Here is a 15,527-nt window from a genome sequence, read left to right as displayed (position 1 = left end):
ACAGTCGTTGCCTCCGGTCGGACGCGCAACAGTCGTGGTAACACTTTAGGTCTGCTGCACAATCTTGTCCTCAAATCTATCGAGATTGGACGAGTTTTGCAGAGGCAAATCGGGATAACAGAAGACACGTGTCGCAAGCCGCCCGCAAGATGACCGCCGATGTCGCGCTGTCCGAGAGTGGCGGCGGGCGAAGCTATGTCTTCACCGGCACCTGGCGGCACGAGACGGCCGAAGCGATGGCAGCAAAGCTCGACGGCCTTGCGCGCAAGGGCGACGGAGCCGCGCAGTTCGATCTGTCCGGCGTGACGGCGATGGATACCGCAGGCGCCTGGATCATCCGCCGCTTCATGACCCGTGTCGTCGGCCCGTCGCGCGACAACGTTCATTTCGCCGAAGGCGGACAGCGCTATGTCGAGCTGATCGACGCCCTGCCGGCTGAACTGCGTTCGCCGGAAAAGAACGGCGAACGGCTGCCGCTGTTTCAGCGAATCTTCGCCCCGGTCGGCGAGGTCATGGCGGCGACGTGGGAAGATATCGTCGCTGCGATGTACATCCTGGGGTCCGCGGTGCGCGGCGCCCAGCTTAAGCTTGGACGGCACAGCGGCGTCTCGCCGGCGGCGATCGTTCACCAGATCGACCGCATGGGCGTGAAGGCTGTGCCGATCATCACGCTGATGTCGTTCCTGATCGGCGCCATCATCGCTCAGCAGGGCGCGTTCCAGCTGCGCTATTTCGGCGCCGAGGTCTTCGTCGTCGATCTCGTCGGCATCCTGCAGCTCCGTGAAATCGGGGTGCTGCTGACCGCGATCATGATCGCTGGCCGCTCCGGCAGCGCGATCACCGCCGAAATCGGCTCGATGAAGATGCGTGAAGAGGTGGATGCGCTGAAGGTGATGGGGCTGAGCCCGGTCGGCGTACTCGTATTTCCGCGCCTCGTGGCGCTGACCGTCGCGCTGCCGCTCTTGACGATCATCGCAAACTTCGCGGCGCTCGTCGGTGCGGCGCTCGTTGCCTGGGGCTATTCCGGCATCACGATCCCAACCTTCCTTGCCCGATTGCAGGAAGCCATCGATTTTTCGTCGATCGCCGCCGGCATGATCAAGGCGCCGTTCATGGCGCTCATCATCGGGGTCGTGGCAGCCGTCGAGGGCTTGAAGGTTGGCGGTAGCGCGGAGTCGCTCGGCCGCCACGTGACGTCTTCGGTGGTCAAGTCGATCTTCGTCGTGATCCTGATCGACGGGCTCTTCGCCATGTTCTACGCGGCCATTGATTTCTGATGCGGAGAACAGCGTGAACCCAATCGAAAAGAGTCACGAGGGGTACCAACCGACCGAGGCGAACGGGCGCGAGGCCGTGCTTTCCGTTCGCGACCTGACGGTCGGTTTCGGCTCCAACATCGTGCTCGACAAGCTGAACCTCGAGATCTACCGCGGCGAAATCCTCGGCTTCGTCGGAGCGTCGGGCACCGGCAAGTCGGTGCTGATGCGCACGGTTCTGAGGTTGCTTGCGAAGCGGTCCGGCAAGATCGAAATCCTCGGCGCGGACTACGATAACATCACCGAGGGCGAACGCATCGCGCTCGACATGCGTCTTGGCGTTCTCTTCCAGCACGGAGCGCTGTTTTCGGCGCTGACGGTGCGCGAGAACATCCAGGTGCCCATGCGCGAATATCTCGACCTGCCGCAGAGCCTCATGGACGAGCTGGCGCGGGTGAAGATCGAGCTGGTCGGCCTTGCGCCGGAGGCGGCGGAAAAGTACCCGTCGGAGCTTTCGGGCGGCATGATCAAGCGCGCCGCACTTGCGCGCGCGCTGGCGCTCGATCCGGACCTGGTCTTCCTCGACGAGCCGACCTCGGGGCTCGATCCGATCGGGGCGGCGGAGTTCGACGAGTTGATCGCCAAGCTGCGCGACACGCTGGGATTGACCGTGTATATGGTGACTCACGACCTCGACAGCCTCTTTTCGGTCTGCGACCGCATCGCGGTTCTCGGCAAGAAGAAGGTCCTGGTCGAAGGCACGGTGGAAGACATGCTGGCCTGCGACGATCCGTGGGTGCAGTCCTATTTCCGTGGCAAGCGGGCACGATCGATCGTGCGGAACGATCAATGAATCTTGAGAAGCCGATTTTGATGCCCAGGCGTCGAGATCGGAGGTAGAGCCGGTGAAGCGGCCACGAAGGTAGTCGGTACGAATGGAAACGAAAGCGAACTACGCCATTGTCGGTTTCTTCACGGTGTTCGTGGTCGCAGCCGCATTCGGCTTCGTCTACTGGATGTCGCAGTATGGCCGTAGCGGCGAGATGATCGAGCTGGTGGTCAACATTCCGGGGTCGGCCAACGGCCTTTCGGTCGGCTCTCCGGTGCGCTTCAACGGCATTCCCGTCGGCACGGTTCGCAACCTCGCGATCGATGCCAACGATCCGCGTTATTCGATCGCGCTGACCGAGGTTTCGGTCGACGCGCCGGTGCTCAAGTCGACCAAGGCGACGCTGGAAGTGCAAGGCCTGACCGGTGCGGCCTATATCGAACTCAGCGGTGGCCACAAGGGCGACGAAAACATCCTGAAGACTGCGATCGAGAAGGGTACGCAGGCGCGTATCCTTGCGGACCAGTCGAGCGTCACCAGCCTGCTCGCGACGGCCGACCAGATTATGGACCGCGCCAACAGCGCCATCACCGACATCCAGGGCTTCGTCACTGACGTGCGCGGTCCGCTGACCAAGACGATCGGCAATGCCGAGACGTTTTCGAATGCGCTCGCGAACAATTCCGGCGCGATCGATGACTTCCTGAAGAGCGTGACGGAACTCTCCGGTTCGGTGAGTGCTGCGTCCAAGAAGCTCGATTCGACTCTGGAATCTGCCGAAACTCTGGTGAAATCGGTGGATCCGAAGAAGATCGATCAGATCGTCTCGAACGTCGAGCAGATCAGCACCGACCTGAAGGCTGCCTCGGGCGGCGTTTCCGAAACCATCGCTGCCTTCCGGCGCACGGTCGAAACCTACGAGCAATTCGGCAAGAACGCCCAGAAGACGCTGGAGCGGGTCGATACGCTGGTCGCCTCGGTCGACAAGCAGAAGGTGGAGCTCGTCGTCAACGACATCACAGCGGCGACGGCGGACGCCCGCAAGACGGTGGCCAACATCTCGCAGTTCGCCGACAAGATCACGGCGCGCCAGCAGGACATCGACCGCACGATCACCGACGTCACGCAGCTGGCAAGCAAGTTGAACGCTTCGGCCAACCGGGTCGACAGCATTCTCGTGAAGGTCGACGGTTTCCTCGGCGATGCGGACGCGCCGTCGCTTTCGGCTGACGCCCGCGCGACGCTCGCCTCGTTCCGCAAGATGGCGGACAATCTGAACGCCCAGATCGGCCCGATTGCGGAGAACCTCAAGCGCTTCTCGAATTCGGGGCTGCGCGACGTCGAGGCGCTCGTCACAGATACGCGCCGCACGGTGCAGAGCCTCGAGAACACGATCTCGACGTTCGACAAGGATCCGCAACGCCTTCTCTTTGGCGGCGAGACGGTAAAGCAATATGATGGCCGCACCCGACGCTGAGTCGGTGGGCACAGCCGGCGTGGGGCCGGGTGGTGTGTTTCGATCGGGAATGCACCGAAGTTGTGTGGGACAAAGGTAACGGCAGTATGAGTTTTCCAGGGCTGGTGGGCGTGCGAGTAGCGGGAGCGTGGCGCTCCGCCCTGATGATCATGCTGGCAGCAGGACTTGCTGGCTGCGGTACCAAAGCGGTCAACGACACCTACAGTCTTTCGGCAAGGCCGGCCGTCGAAGGTCGCGCATCGACCGGCAAGCAGATCCTCGTGCCGGAGCCGACGGCTCTGAAGGCACTCGACAGCGATCAGGTCGTCATCCGCCTCTCCGGCGCGGAACTGCAATATCTCGCCAAGGCTCAGTGGAGCGACCGCCTGCCGAAGCTGGTACAGGCGAAGCTCGTGCAGGCCTTCGAGGACACGGGCAAGATCGGCGGCGTCGGCAAACCCGGCCAGGGCCTGGCGATCGACTACCAGGTCATCACCGAAATCCGCGCCTTCGAGATTTCGACCGAGGGCGCCGACACGGCCAATGTCGAAATCTTCGCCAAGATCCTCAACGATCGCAACGGCACGGTGCTGGCGCAAAAGGCGTTTCGCGCCACGGCCGCGGTCAGGGGCACGGGCAACACGGCCTTCATCAAGGCCATGGATCAGGCCTTCGCCAATGTTTCGGCAGAAATCGTCAGCTGGACGCTCGGCTCCATCTGAGGAGCCGAGGACGCTTCTATCTTGCGGTGACCGTCTCGATCCGGTTGATCACTTCCGCGACGCCTTGCACCTGTTTTGCCGCCTCTTCGGCGCGGAAAACTTCGCCTTCGGTCGCCACGCGGCAAGCACAATGGTGTTGCCTTTGGCGGTAACAGTGACATCGGCTGCATCGAGGCCGGGCGTGACCGCCAGGAGATGGGCGACGCGGCGCTCCAGTTCGGCCGGGTGATCGGCCACCTGCCGCTCCGGTTCATCTCCGTAAAATGTCCGTTTCTTGAAGATCATTGTTTTCACCTCGCTCGACGAAGGTGAAACGCCTGATAGCGGGCTTTGTTCGCCTGTTTCATTCGAAACAGCGGGGTGGGACTGATCCGTGCGATGGCTCGTTTCAGGCGACGGGCGGCTCCGTCGCGGTCGGATTACACGGGGATATACAAAATGCGCAGTTCTTGCTTCGCCATGGCTCTGGCGACGACGATGGCACTTGCCTTGGCCATGCCGGCGAAGGCCGCGAACTATAGCTACGGCTGCAAACCGAGCTGCGTCGTCAAAACCGAACGGGCTTATGGCGCCGACGGTAAGGTCTTCTGGAAGAAGGTGCGGATCTGCAAGTGACGTCAGGGAAGGTCCAAAGATCTTCGTTCGGAACGACCGTGGTCAGTGAGCCACTCATAGGTTCGGACACGCTGTGAATGGTCCGGAGAGAAGCGCGTCTGCGCGGTGGAGCGCTTCTCTCATTTTGTGGACTGCCGGCGAGATTACGGCCAGCGGACCACCGGGGGCAGGGACGACAGGATCGACTCGACATTGCCGCCGGTCTTCAGGCCGAAGATGGTGCCGCGATCGTAGAGCAGGTTGAACTCGACATAGCGGCCGCGGCGCACCAGCTGTTCGTCGCGGTCGTTTTCGGTCCAGGGCGCATTGAAATTGGTGCGCACGATCTTCGGATAGACGATGGCGAACGCCTTGCCGACATCACGGGTGAAGGCGAAATCGGCGTCCCAGCCGCCTTGCTCTTCCGAGGAATGCAGCCAGTCGTAGAAGATGCCACCGGTTCCGCGCGCCTCATTGCGATGGGGCAGGAAGAAGTAGTCGTCACACCACTTCTTGAACTTGGCATGGTCGGCGACCGCATGGCGCCCGCAAGTGATCTCCATCGCGCGGTGGAAGAGCTGCGTGTCGGGATCCGTCATGACGCGACGGCGATCGAGCACCGGAGTGAGGTCGGCGCCGCCGCCGAACCAGTTGCTGGTCGTCACCACCATGCGGGTGTTCATGTGAACGGCCGGCACGTTGGGATTGACCGGATGGGCGATCAGCGAAATGCCCGAAGCCCAGAAACGGGGATCTTCGGCTGCACCCGGGATCTGGCTGCGGAATTCGGGCGAGAACTCGCCGTAGACGGTCGAGGTGTGCACGCCGACCTTTTCGAAGACGCGGCCTTCCATCATCGACATGCGGCCACCGCCGCCCTTGCCATCCTCACGGCTCCAGTCCTTGGCAACGAAGCGGCCGGGGGCGCGGTCAGATAGCGGCCCGGTCAGCTCATCCTCCACCGCCTCGAAGGCGGCGCAGATGGTGTCGCGCAGCCCTTCGAACCATGCACGCGCCTCCGCCTTCTTATCTTCGATGTCTGCGGGGAGCCCCTGGGGTAGCTGCGGTCGTTCCATGAAATTACGTCCTGTTGGCGGGATTTCCCGATGAGATGCCGCCGATTCGATTGAAGTCGACACAGTTCACACTTTGGCGCTGATGGCAACGGCGGTCCAGCGCTTCGGCCACTCGGTCGCGGCGTGTCCTTGGCCCCGGCGAAACCCGCCTACACAAAGCTCTGGCAAAGGCAGGCTTGCCTCACTATCTTACAATCCAGAGGTATAGCCCATGGCAAGAATACCTGCAGGCCCGCCGCTCGATGGATTGCGGCGGCAGATCGCCCGGCATCGCCGGGAAAATCCGACACGAGGCGACGGCCTTTTCGTGCGGGAAACCTTTCGGCTCAATCGCAGTGCTGCCCGTGCAAAAGCGCGGGAATGGTTCGACACCTGGCCGAAGGCCGCCTACTGGACCGAGGTGGAAAGCTGGCGCCAGCTCGAGGGCGACGAGATCGAGTTTACGATGCGCCGCCTGCCGACCGCGGATTGATCCATCGCCCCTGCCGCTTTTTCAGAGATCACCGGTCACGTCAACAAACGCGCCAGATTCCCTGCGAGCCAAGGTAGCACAGCGCTCAACCTCGATTTCGATCCTGAATATAAATCAGAGTTTTTCCGAGAAGAATCAATAGATTAATGATGGCTACAAGCCCGAGTATCACGGTCCCCAGGGCAAGCGCCAGGAATGTATTGACGACGCATTGCTGATCCCCTGCGGCGCATGCGCGATCGTCAAGATAATAGAACCATGAGAACAGGATGAGAGCGAGAAGAGGAAGGACTATCGCAACTCGACCTCTTAGTTCTGACTTCATCTTCTTTTCCGCACAATGACCATGTGTAGGCACCTTTGGTCGTGGCGGCCGCTCAAGGGTGGCTGTCTTCATCCATGAGCCTTGGGCCGGCGCCTTCCATCGACAGCACGTCGTGCGGATTGCGCAGAGGACATTCGCGCAGCGACAGGCAGCCGCAGCCGATGCAGCTCGTCAGATGGTCGCGCAACGCCATCAGGCTGGCGATGCGTTCGTTCAGCTGTTCGCGCCAGTTTTCGGACAATCTGCCCCAATCCTCGACCGTCAGCGGACGATCGTCCGGCAAAACCGACAAAGCGTCCTGGATCTCCGACAATGGAATGCCGGTGCGCTGCGCCACCTTGATGACGGCGACGCGCCTGAGCACGCCGCGCGGATAGCGGCGCTGGTTGCCGCGGGTGCGATTGCTGCGGATCAGGCCCTTGGCCTCGTAGAAATGCAGGGTGGAGACGGCGACGCCGCTGCGCTCCGCCACTTCGCCCACGGTCAGTTCGCGGCGCAATTCGCTTTGTTTCACAATCGTCATAACGGCTATTGACCTCAACTAATCTTGAGGTTTTATAGCATTGGCTCCATGACTGAGACAACAGGAGCTTGATCCCCATGACTGAGAAAATGACCCTCGCCGTGATCTATGGCAGCGCGCGGCAGGGTCGCTTCTGCGACACGGTCGCCAATTGGCTGATCCGGGAACTATCGGCTTCCGACACCTTCTCGCTGACGATCATCGACCCGGCGCGGCTCAGAACGTCGCGCGGCCTTGGCGCGGCGGTCAATCCCGGCGAATGGCTGGAGCGCAAGATCGCCGAGGCGGATGCCTTCATCGTCGTTACGCCCGAATACAACCACGGCTACCCGGCGGCGCTGAAGGAACTGATCGACTCTGTCTACGAGCCCTGGCACGCAAAGCCGGTCGCCTTCGTCTCTTACGGCGGCGCCTCGGGCGGCATTCGCGCGGTCGAGCAATTGCGCCAGGTGTTTGGAGAGTTGCACACGGTGACACTGCGCGACGGCGTGGCCTTCCCGAAGGCGTGGTCGAAGTTCGATGCTGCCGGCAACCTCTATAAACCGGAGGAGCTCCGCGCGCCGCTGTTTTTGATGATGGATCGCCTGACCTGGTGGGCGCGGGTGCTGAAGCAGGCGCGCAAGAGCAAACCTTACAACGAAGTCGCGGCGTAACGTTGGAGACGAGGGCTCTCGGCCGGGCCCTCAAAGGCTCGGCCTGCCGCCAAGGAGACGGCTATGGAGACGGTATCAAATCGGCGAAACCTGCCGGATCGCTTCGCCCGCAATCATCGCGGCGGAGATCGCGATGTTCAGCGAGCGCTGGCCGTCGGCCATCGGAATGAGGATGCGGCCATTGGCGCGCTCGTGCACGTGATCGGGCACGCCGGCGCTTTCCCGCCCGAAAAGCAGGATGTCGTCTGGGCGGAAATCATAGCGCGTATAGGGCAGGGCAGCCTTGGTGGAGGCGAGCACCAGCCGACGTCCGCTCGCCGAGCGCCACTCTTCGAAGCGCTCCCAGTTGACGTGACGAGTGAGCGCCACCGACGCGATGTAGTCCATGCCGGCGCGCTTCAGGTTTCGGTCGGAGAGGTCGAAGCCGGCCGGCTCGATCACATCGACCGAAAGCCCGAGACAGGCGGCCATGCGCAGGATCGTGCCGGTATTGCCGGGAATATCGGGCTGGTAGAGGGCGATGCGCAGATTGCTCACGTCAGGTTACTCGTTTCCGGGGGCGTTGCGCCGCGTATCGAAATCCGCAGCCAGGATGCCCATCATGATGTCGTCGTGCCACTCACCGTCGATCAACGCCGATTCGCGTTCGCGGCCCTCGATCGAGAAACCGGACTTGAGATAGGCCGTAATCGCCCGCTCGTTGAAGGCGAGGACCCTCAGCGAGACCCGATGAAGGGCAAGTTCGTCGAAGGCATAGGCCAATACCCGCTTGATGACCGCCGTGCCAAGACCCTTGCCAAGGCGACACGGATCGAAAATGCCGATGGCGAAGTTCGCGCGGCGATCGGCGCGGTTGATGTTGTCGAGCCGCACTTCGCCGACGAGGCCGTCCTGATCGATGATCCAGGCGGCCGGATGTTCGGCGATGCGCGTTACCCAGGCGGCCGCTTCACCGTGGCCGAAGAGGCCGGGAAACGACCTGCCCGCACCGAACATCCGGTAGATATCCGGATGGCGGCCGAGCCTCGGGCGCGCGTCTGCGTCACCCTCGCGGGGGCGCCGCAGGAGAAAGCCGACACTTTGAAGGTCAGGAGGCGTGTCCGATGAAGCGATCATCCTTGTTCTCCGCCGCGAAACGTCCGGCGCTGCTTGCTTTTGAGGTCGCTCATATTGCCTGCGCTAATCTGTGCCGAAACGGCAACAGCGGTCGGAGCGATGAAAAATTGGGCAAGAAAGTGCCTGCGACAATCTGGCATGCGAGCGCGAATAAGGGTAGAGATCGGACCTCTTCAACGCGAACCGACGGAGGCAAACATGAATGTATTGATGTTGACACGCCTTCCTGGAGTAGTGGGCCACCGTTTGGCCTGACCGGTTCCGCGACCTATCTTTTAACCGAGATCGACGCGCTTCCGGGACTCCGGAAGACGAAGCCCTTTGCGGGCTGCATTTCCGGACTGACTTTTTCATCATAAGAATGCGGGGCGAAATCCCGCTTTCCTTCAAAATACTCTGAAGGAGCAATGTTATGTTTGGCTGGTTTGAATCCCGCCTCAATCCCTATCCGCCGGAGGAGCCGACGGTTCCGCCGAAGACTCTGTTCGGCTTCTGCTGGCACTACTCCAAGCCGGCTGCGCCGTGGCTCATCATCATGTCCGTCTGTACGGCGCTGATCGCCATTGGCGAAGTGGCGCTGTTCCAGTTCCTCGGCAACATGGTGGACTGGCTGTCGAGCGCCGACCGCGAGAGCTTCCTCGCCGCCGAAGGCGGACGGCTGTTCTGGATGGGTGCGCTCGTCCTCATCGGCCTGCCGGGCCTCGTGGCGATCGATTCGCTGATCATGCATCAGGTGCTGCTCGGCAACTATCCGATGATCGCCCGCTGGCAGATGCACCGCTACCTGCTGCGCCAGAGCATGACCTTCTTTGCCAACGAGTTCGCCGGACGCGTGGCAACGAAAGTCATGCAGACGTCGCTAGCCGTGCGCGAAACCGTGATGAAGATCCTCGACGTCTTCGTCTATGTCGTCAGCTACTTCGTCACGATGCTCGCCGTCGTCGCCACCGCCGACTGGCGGCTGGTGATCCCGCTCGGCATCTGGCTGGCGATCTACATCTGCATCGTCAGCTATTTTGTGCCGCGGCTGCAGAAGATCTCCAAGGAGCAGGCGGACGCGCGCTCGATGATGACCGGCCGGATCGTCGACAGCTACACCAATATCGGTACGGTCAAGCTGTTCTCGCATGCCGGCCGCGAGGAAGGCTATGCGCGCGACGGCATGGACGGCTTCCTCGACACCGTGCATCGCCAGATGCGCAAGGTGACGCTGTTCCACGTGCTGGTCTATGCCAACAACAGTATCGCGCTCTTTGCGATCGCAGCGCTTGGCATCCATCTGTGGCTGACGAGTGCGATCTCCGTCGGCGCGATCGCGATCGCCGTCGGCCTTGCGATGCGCATCAACGGCATGTCGCAGTGGATCATGTGGGAAGTCTCGGCGCTGTTCGAGAATATCGGCACGGTCTATGACGGCATCGGCATGATGACCAAGGCGCACGACATCGTCGACGAGCCGGACGCCAAGGCGCTGACAGCGGACAAGGGGGCGATTGCCTTCGACAACATCCGCTTCCACTACGGCAAGGCCAAGGGCGTCATCGATCACCTGTCGCTCGACATCAAGCCGGGTGAGAAGATCGGCCTCGTCGGTCGCTCGGGTGCGGGCAAGACGACGCTGATGAACCTGCTGTTGCGCTTCTACGACCTGGAGGACGGTGCGATCCGGATCGACGGCAAGGATATTTCCACCGTCACACAGGACAGCCTGCGCTCGCAGATCGGCGTCGTGACGCAAGACACCTCGCTCTTGCACCGCTCCATTCGCGACAACATCGCCTATGGCCATCCGGAAGCGGACGACGAGGCGATCATTGCGGCGGCCAAGAAGGCGAACGCCTGGGACTTCGTCCAGGGGCTCGAGGACAACCAGGGCCGCAAGGGCCTGGACGCCCAGGTCGGCGAACGCGGCGTCAAGCTCTCCGGCGGCCAGCGCCAGCGTATCGCGATCGCGCGCGTGTTCTTGAAGGACGCGCCGATCCTGATCCTCGACGAGGCGACCTCGGCGCTCGATTCCGAAGTCGAACAGGCGATCCAGGAGAACCTGTTCGCGCTGATGGCCGGCAAGACGGTGATCGCGATCGCCCACCGCCTGTCGACGCTGACGGAGATGGACCGGCTGGTGATCCTCGAGGCCGGCCGCATCGTCGAGACCGGCTCGCATGCCGAGCTCGTTGCCCATGGCGGTCTCTACGCCGACCTCTGGTCTCGCCAATCGGGTGGCTTCATCGCCGACGACGTCGAGAAGGAAGAGGCCGCAGAGTAAGCAACCTGAGGCCCGCCGTTCGAAAGAGCGGCGGGCCTCTTTGTTAGACGTTACGCATTTGTAATCTGCAATTGTGTCGAAACCGATTGCTGTTCCTGCCGAACCGCCTATATCGGAACCATGCTCAGCGCCATCGTCAGCCTCTTCGAGAACTGGATCAAGCCCTTCGCACCGCGCGAGCGCCTGCAGCCGCCGAAATCGCTCTGGGGGTTTGCCTGGTTCTACGCCAGACAGGCCAAGGGACCGTTCATCGCTATGGCCGTCTTGGGTGGCCTCGTCGCCATGCTGGAGGCGGGTCTTTTCTACTTCGTCGGGCGGCTCGTCGATCTGCTCGACACCGTGAAGCCGGAAGCTGGCTGGAGCGGGTTGATCGCCGCCAATGGCCCGGAGCTTCTGTTCATGCTCCTGACGGTCATGGTCTTCCGTTTCATCGCGGTGTCGTTGGCGGCGCTCGTCGAAGAACAGGCGATCACGACAGGCTTTTTGAACCTGGTGCGTTGGCAATCCTACGTGCACGTCGCCAGGCAGTCGCTGACCTTCTTTCAGAATGACTTTTCCGGCCGCATCGTCACCAAGGTCTGGGCCGGCGCGCAGGCAACGAGCGACCTGCTCGTCTCGCTGCTGCAGGTCGTCTGGTTCATCGTCATCTACACGGCGTCCACCATGGCGCTGGTGGCGCAGCTCGACTGGCGTCTGGCCGCGATGGTCGGCTTCTGGATCGTCGTCTTCCTGGTGCTGGCGCGCTTTTTCGTTCCACGCATCCGCAAGCACGCCCGCGATACCGCCGAAATGGCGTCGATGCTGAACGGTCGCATGGTCGATGCCTATTCCAACATCCAGACATTGAAGCTCTTCGGGCGCGACGAGGAGAACGACCGCTATATCCGCGGCGGCTTCGACCGGTTCCAGCGCGCGGTCATCCCGTTCACGCGGCTCTTGACGGCCGTGCGCGCCTCACTGGCACTGCTTTCCGGCTTAATGATCACGGCGATCGCGGTCTACGCCATCCATCTCTGGCTCGCAGGCTCGATCAGTTCCGGCGCGGTCGCCTTCACGCTGGCACTGGTGCTCCGGCTAAACATGCTGCTTGGCCGCATGATGACGCAGTTCAACTCGATCATGCGCAACATCGGCACGATCCAGAACTCGGCCGAACTGGTCTCTCTGCCGATCGGTCTCGTCGATCGGCCCGACGCGACGGAACTGGCCGTGAGCAAGCCGGAAATCCGCTTCGAGCACGTCCGCTTCCACTACGGCAAGGGCGACCGCGTCATCGACGATTTCTCGCTCGTGGTGCGCCCGGGCGAGAAGGTGGGCATCGTCGGTCGCTCGGGCGCCGGCAAGTCGACGCTCGTCAATCTCCTGTTGCGCTTCTACGATCTTGAGAGCGGGCGCATCCTGATCGACGGCCAGGATATCGCGTCCGTCAGGCAAGAGTCGCTGCGCGCCCAGGTCGGCATGGTCAGCCAGGATACTTCGCTTCTGCATCGCTCGATCCGCGACAACATCCTCTTCGGCCGTCCCGACGCGAACGAGGAGCAACTGATCGCTGCGGCTCGGAAAGCCGAAGCCTACGACTTCATCGCCGACCTTCAGGACCAGCGCGGCCACAAGGGGCTCGACGCCCATGTGGGCGAGCGCGGCGTCAAGCTTTCGGGCGGACAGCGGCAGCGCATCGCGATCGCCCGGGTGATGCTGAAGGATGCGCCGATCCTCGTGCTCGACGAGGCGACCTCGGCGCTCGATTCCGAAGTCGAAGCGGCGATCCAGTCCAATCTCGACCGCCTGATGCAGGGCAAGACGGTGCTCGCGATCGCGCACCGGCTGTCGACGATCGCCGCGCTCGACCGGCTGGTGGTGATGGACAAGGGGCGGATCGTCGAACAGGGAACGCACGCCGAACTTGTTGCCCGCGGCGGACTGTACGCCGGGCTCTGGTCACGACAGTCCGGCGGATTTCTCGCCCGGGAAGAGGCGGCGGAGTAGGGCGCTTTACGGACGCCTTCAAGCACATCCGGCGGGCGCAAATTCCGCCCAACTGATGGCCGTCAAGTCCTTGTGCCAATTGGCCGCGCTTTTCCCCGCGACAATCTGCCCACATGCCCTTGTCAAGGCTGGACATAATTTGCGATCAAGCATAGAACGCGCCGGATTGACGGGGATTCTGCGTGCTGTGCGCGCGCCGATTCTTTTCGGATTCTGTGCCGATGTCGCATTTGCAACCGCAAGGCGATGGGGCGACAGCACTATGAATAGGGCGTGGTTCCTTGACCTGGATCAAACCGCAAGGGGCAGGAATTTCGCCGGGGGCGGATGCGGTTTCCGCAATATTGCGTGAGAGGATGGTTTAGCCGTGAGCGAACACGACACTTCAAGCGAGGCCTTGGGCGAGCCCACTCGCCGCGACTTCCTTTATCTGGCTACCGGTATGGCAGGCGTCGTCGGCGCTGGTGCCGTCGCCTGGCCGTTCATCGACCAGATGCGTCCGGACGCATCGACGCTCGCGCTCGCCTCGATCGAGGTCGACGTATCGAGCCTTCAGCCCGGTATGTCGCTGACGGCGAAATGGCGCGGCAAGCCGATCTTCATCCGCAACCGTACGGAGAAGGAAGTCGAGGAGGCAAAGGCCGTCAAGCTGGACGAGCTTAAGGACCAGGTTGCGCGCAACGCCAACCTTCCGGCCGACGCTTCCGCGAGCGACCTCGATCGTTCCGCCGGCGAAGGCAAGGAAAACTGGATCGTCATGATCGGTTCCTGCACCCATCTCGGTTGCGTGCCGCTTGGCCAGGCCGGTGATTTCGGTGGCTGGTTCTGTCCCTGCCACGGTTCGCACTACGATACGGCCGGCCGCATCCGTAAGGGTCCGGCGCCGGAGAACCTTCACGTGCCGACCTTCTCGTTCGTATCCGACACAGTTATCAAGATCGGTTGAGGGGACTACTGATAATGAGTGCTGAACATTCAACCTACACGCCGACGACTGGCATTGAGAAATGGGTTGATTCCCGTCTGCCGTTGCCGCGTCTCGTTCACGATAGCTTCATCAGCTACCCGGTTCCCCGGAACCTGAACTACGCCTACACCTTCGGTGCCATGCTCTCGGTCATGCTGATCGTCCAGATCCTGACCGGTATCGTGCTGGCCATGCACTACGCCGCTGAAACGACCGTCGCCTTCAACTCGGTCGAGAAGATCATGCGCGACGTCAATCACGGCTGGCTGCTGCGCTACATGCACGCCAACGGCGCATCCTTCTTCTTCATCGCCGTCTACCTGCACATCGCCCGTGGTCTCTACTACGGCTCGTACAAGGCTCCGCGCGAAATCCTCTGGATCCTCGGCGTGGTCATCTACCTGCTGATGATGGCGACCGGCTTCATGGGCTACGTTCTGCCCTGGGGTCAGATGTCCTTCTGGGGCGCGACCGTTATCACCGGCTTCTTCACCGCCTTCCCGCTGGTGGGTGAGTGGATCCAGCAGTTCCTGCTCGGCGGCTTCGCCGTTGATCAGCCGACGCTGAACCGCTTCTTCTCGCTGCACTACCTGCTGCCCTTCATGATCGCCGGCGTCGTCGTCCTGCACATCTGGGCCCTGCACGTAACGGGTCAGACCAACCCGACCGGCGTTGAAGTCAAGTCCAAGACCGACACCGTGCCCTTCACGCCCTATGCGACGCTGAAGGATGCACTCGGCGTTTCCGTCTTCCTGATCATCTATGCCTGGTTCGTCTTCTACCAGCCGAACTTCCTCGGCCACCCGGACAACTACATTCCGGCTGACGCGCTGAAGACGCCCGCTCACATCGTTCCGGAATGGTACTACCTGCCGTTCTACGCGATGCTGCGCGCGATCACCTTCAATGTCGGCCCGATCGACTCCAAGCTCGGTGGCGTTCTGGTGATGTTCGGCTCGATCATCATCCTGTTCTTCCTGCCCTGGCTCGACACGTCCAAGGTCCGCTCGGCCGTCTACCGTCCGTGGTACAAGCTGTTCTTCTGGGTCTTCGTGGCCAACGCCATCCTGCTCGGCTGGCTCGGCTCGCGTCCGGCGGAAGGCCTGTACGTCGTGATGTCGCAGATCGGCACGCTGTACTACTTCGGCTTCTTCCTCGTCATCTTGCCGGTCCTCGGTCTGATCGAGACGCCGAAGCGCATTCCGAACTCCATCACCGAAGCGGTGCTGGAAAAGCAGAATGCCAAGGCGCAGCCGGCTGCCGCGCGCGCCTGATCAGAACAGCGA

16 protein-coding genes and 1 pseudogene are annotated in these 15,527 nt (G+C 62.0%); 11 read left to right on the top strand and 6 right to left on the bottom strand.

The genetic code is table 11. The features are described 5' to 3' along the window. The first annotated feature begins 149 nt into the window (after positions 1–149). The 4 genes from BLU15_RS00590 (at position 150) to BLU15_RS00575 (ending at position 4,263) form a co-directional block, all read left to right on the top strand. Positions 150–1,277 (top strand): ABC transporter permease, encoded by a 1,128-nt coding sequence (locus tag BLU15_RS00590; RefSeq protein ID WP_051659332.1) that lies wholly within the window; start codon positions 150–152, stop codon positions 1,275–1,277. A 22-nt stretch (positions 1,278–1,299) separates the two neighbouring features. Further along, positions 1,300–2,109: an ABC transporter ATP-binding protein gene (locus tag BLU15_RS00585; RefSeq protein ID WP_060520788.1), complete on the top strand. Its 810-nt coding sequence runs from the start codon at positions 1,300–1,302 to the stop codon at positions 2,107–2,109. An 82-nt stretch (positions 2,110–2,191) separates the two neighbouring features. Beyond that, a complete protein-coding gene (locus tag BLU15_RS00580) occupies positions 2,192–3,562 on the top strand; it encodes an MlaD family protein (protein ID WP_034795040.1) in 1,371 nt (456 codons plus the stop codon). A gap of 86 nt (positions 3,563–3,648) precedes the next feature. Then, positions 3,649–4,263 (top strand): ABC-type transport auxiliary lipoprotein family protein, encoded by a 615-nt coding sequence (locus tag BLU15_RS00575; RefSeq protein ID WP_034795038.1) that lies wholly within the window; start codon positions 3,649–3,651, stop codon positions 4,261–4,263. A gap of 16 nt (positions 4,264–4,279) precedes the next feature. Here the strand turns inward: BLU15_RS00575 and BLU15_RS00570 are convergent. Then, positions 4,280–4,548: pseudogene (locus tag BLU15_RS00570) on the bottom strand (BON domain-containing protein). Positions 4,549–4,701: 153 nt separating this feature from the next. Between BLU15_RS00570 and BLU15_RS39375 the strand changes: the two are divergent. Next, positions 4,702–4,878 carry a hypothetical protein gene (locus tag BLU15_RS39375; RefSeq protein WP_156400740.1) on the top strand — a complete coding sequence of 59 codons (177 nt, stop codon included), beginning with the start codon at positions 4,702–4,704 and terminating at the stop codon, positions 4,876–4,878. Positions 4,879–5,021: 143 nt separating this feature from the next. Here BLU15_RS39375 and hemF read toward each other — a convergent pair whose 3' ends face one another. Further along, a complete protein-coding gene (hemF, locus tag BLU15_RS00565; RefSeq protein WP_060585032.1) occupies positions 5,022–5,933 on the bottom strand; it encodes an oxygen-dependent coproporphyrinogen oxidase in 912 nt (303 codons plus the stop codon). Between the two features lie 211 nt (positions 5,934–6,144). Between hemF and BLU15_RS00560 the strand changes: the two genes are divergently transcribed. Continuing rightward, positions 6,145–6,405, top strand: coding sequence for a hypothetical protein (locus BLU15_RS00560; RefSeq protein WP_089044125.1), 261 nt, complete (start codon positions 6,145–6,147; stop codon positions 6,403–6,405). 85 nt (positions 6,406–6,490) lie between these two features. On the opposite strand, the gene BLU15_RS00555 is transcribed toward BLU15_RS00560, so the two are convergent. After that, positions 6,491–6,730 carry a hypothetical protein gene (locus BLU15_RS00555; RefSeq protein ID WP_089044124.1) on the bottom strand — a complete coding sequence of 80 codons (240 nt, stop codon included), beginning with the start codon at positions 6,728–6,730 and terminating at the stop codon, positions 6,491–6,493. Positions 6,731–6,782: 52 nt separating this feature from the next. Beyond that, positions 6,783–7,253 (bottom strand): redox-sensitive transcriptional activator SoxR, encoded by a 471-nt coding sequence (gene soxR / locus BLU15_RS00550; RefSeq protein WP_034795010.1) that lies wholly within the window; start codon positions 7,251–7,253, stop codon positions 6,783–6,785. A gap of 77 nt (positions 7,254–7,330) precedes the next feature. Between soxR and BLU15_RS00545 the strand changes: the two genes are divergently transcribed. After that, positions 7,331–7,906, top strand: coding sequence for an NADPH-dependent FMN reductase (locus BLU15_RS00545; protein ID WP_034795007.1), 576 nt, complete (start codon positions 7,331–7,333; stop codon positions 7,904–7,906). A gap of 75 nt (positions 7,907–7,981) precedes the next feature. On the opposite strand, the gene BLU15_RS00540 is transcribed toward BLU15_RS00545, so the two are convergent. Both BLU15_RS00540 and BLU15_RS00535 read right to left on the bottom strand, forming a co-directional pair. Then, positions 7,982–8,443, bottom strand: coding sequence for a tRNA (cytidine(34)-2'-O)-methyltransferase (locus BLU15_RS00540; protein ID WP_060600804.1), 462 nt, complete (start codon positions 8,441–8,443; stop codon positions 7,982–7,984). 6 nt (positions 8,444–8,449) lie between these two features. Continuing rightward, positions 8,450–9,022 carry a GNAT family N-acetyltransferase gene (locus BLU15_RS00535; protein WP_090293889.1) on the bottom strand — a complete coding sequence of 191 codons (573 nt, stop codon included), beginning with the start codon at positions 9,020–9,022 and terminating at the stop codon, positions 8,450–8,452. Positions 9,023–9,434: 412 nt separating this feature from the next. On the opposite strand from BLU15_RS00535, the gene BLU15_RS00530 reads away from it, so the two are divergent. From BLU15_RS00530 to BLU15_RS00515, 4 genes are all read left to right on the top strand, one after another. Continuing rightward, complete coding sequence (locus tag BLU15_RS00530; RefSeq protein ID WP_089044122.1) at positions 9,435–11,288, top strand: ABC transporter ATP-binding protein; 1,854 nt, start codon at positions 9,435–9,437, stop codon at positions 11,286–11,288. Between the two features lie 120 nt (positions 11,289–11,408). Next, the gene (locus BLU15_RS00525; RefSeq protein ID WP_090293887.1) at positions 11,409–13,274 is read left to right on the top strand and encodes an ABC transporter ATP-binding protein; all 1,866 of its coding nucleotides are present in this window, start codon (positions 11,409–11,411) and stop codon (positions 13,272–13,274) included. A gap of 367 nt (positions 13,275–13,641) precedes the next feature. Beyond that, on the top strand, positions 13,642–14,220 hold the full coding sequence (gene petA, locus BLU15_RS00520) for a ubiquinol-cytochrome c reductase iron-sulfur subunit (protein ID WP_034794992.1): 579 nt from the start codon (positions 13,642–13,644) through the stop codon (positions 14,218–14,220). Between the two features lie 14 nt (positions 14,221–14,234). After that, positions 14,235–15,515, top strand: coding sequence for a cytochrome b (locus BLU15_RS00515; protein WP_034794990.1), 1,281 nt, complete (start codon positions 14,235–14,237; stop codon positions 15,513–15,515). Positions 15,516–15,527 lie beyond the last annotated feature (12 nt).

Origin of the sequence: Ensifer sp. YR511 (assembly GCF_900103045.1) — a bacterium.
Taxonomy (GTDB): domain Bacteria; phylum Pseudomonadota; class Alphaproteobacteria; order Rhizobiales; family Rhizobiaceae; genus Ensifer; species Ensifer adhaerens.
The sequence above is the reverse complement of the archived record's forward strand: the minus strand, read 5'-3'. Positions and strand labels throughout refer to the sequence as shown.

Bases quoted from the DNA above. Each gene is read 5' to 3' on its own strand.
- BLU15_RS00590 (WP_051659332.1), top strand. From the start codon at position 150: ATGACCGCCGATGTCGCGCTGTCCGAGAGTGGCGGCGGGCGAAGCTAT.
- BLU15_RS00580 (WP_034795040.1), top strand. From the start codon at position 2,192: ATGGAAACGAAAGCGAACTACGCCATTGTCGGTTTCTTCACGGTGTTC.
- BLU15_RS00575 (WP_034795038.1), top strand. From the start codon at position 3,649: ATGAGTTTTCCAGGGCTGGTGGGCGTGCGAGTAGCGGGAGCGTGGCGC.
- BLU15_RS39375 (WP_156400740.1), top strand. From the start codon at position 4,702: ATGCGCAGTTCTTGCTTCGCCATGGCTCTGGCGACGACGATGGCACTT.
- hemF (WP_060585032.1), bottom strand. From the start codon at position 5,933: ATGGAACGACCGCAGCTACCCCAGGGGCTCCCCGCAGACATCGAAGAT.
- BLU15_RS00560 (WP_089044125.1), top strand. From the start codon at position 6,145: ATGGCAAGAATACCTGCAGGCCCGCCGCTCGATGGATTGCGGCGGCAG.
- BLU15_RS00555 (WP_089044124.1), bottom strand. From the start codon at position 6,730: ATGAAGTCAGAACTAAGAGGTCGAGTTGCGATAGTCCTTCCTCTTCTC.
- soxR (WP_034795010.1), bottom strand. From the start codon at position 7,253: ATGACGATTGTGAAACAAAGCGAATTGCGCCGCGAACTGACCGTGGGC.
- BLU15_RS00545 (WP_034795007.1), top strand. From the start codon at position 7,331: ATGACTGAGAAAATGACCCTCGCCGTGATCTATGGCAGCGCGCGGCAG.
- BLU15_RS00535 (WP_090293889.1), bottom strand. From the start codon at position 9,022: ATGATCGCTTCATCGGACACGCCTCCTGACCTTCAAAGTGTCGGCTTT.
- BLU15_RS00530 (WP_089044122.1), top strand. From the start codon at position 9,435: ATGTTTGGCTGGTTTGAATCCCGCCTCAATCCCTATCCGCCGGAGGAG.
- BLU15_RS00525 (WP_090293887.1), top strand. From the start codon at position 11,409: ATGCTCAGCGCCATCGTCAGCCTCTTCGAGAACTGGATCAAGCCCTTC.
- BLU15_RS00515 (WP_034794990.1), top strand. From the start codon at position 14,235: ATGAGTGCTGAACATTCAACCTACACGCCGACGACTGGCATTGAGAAA.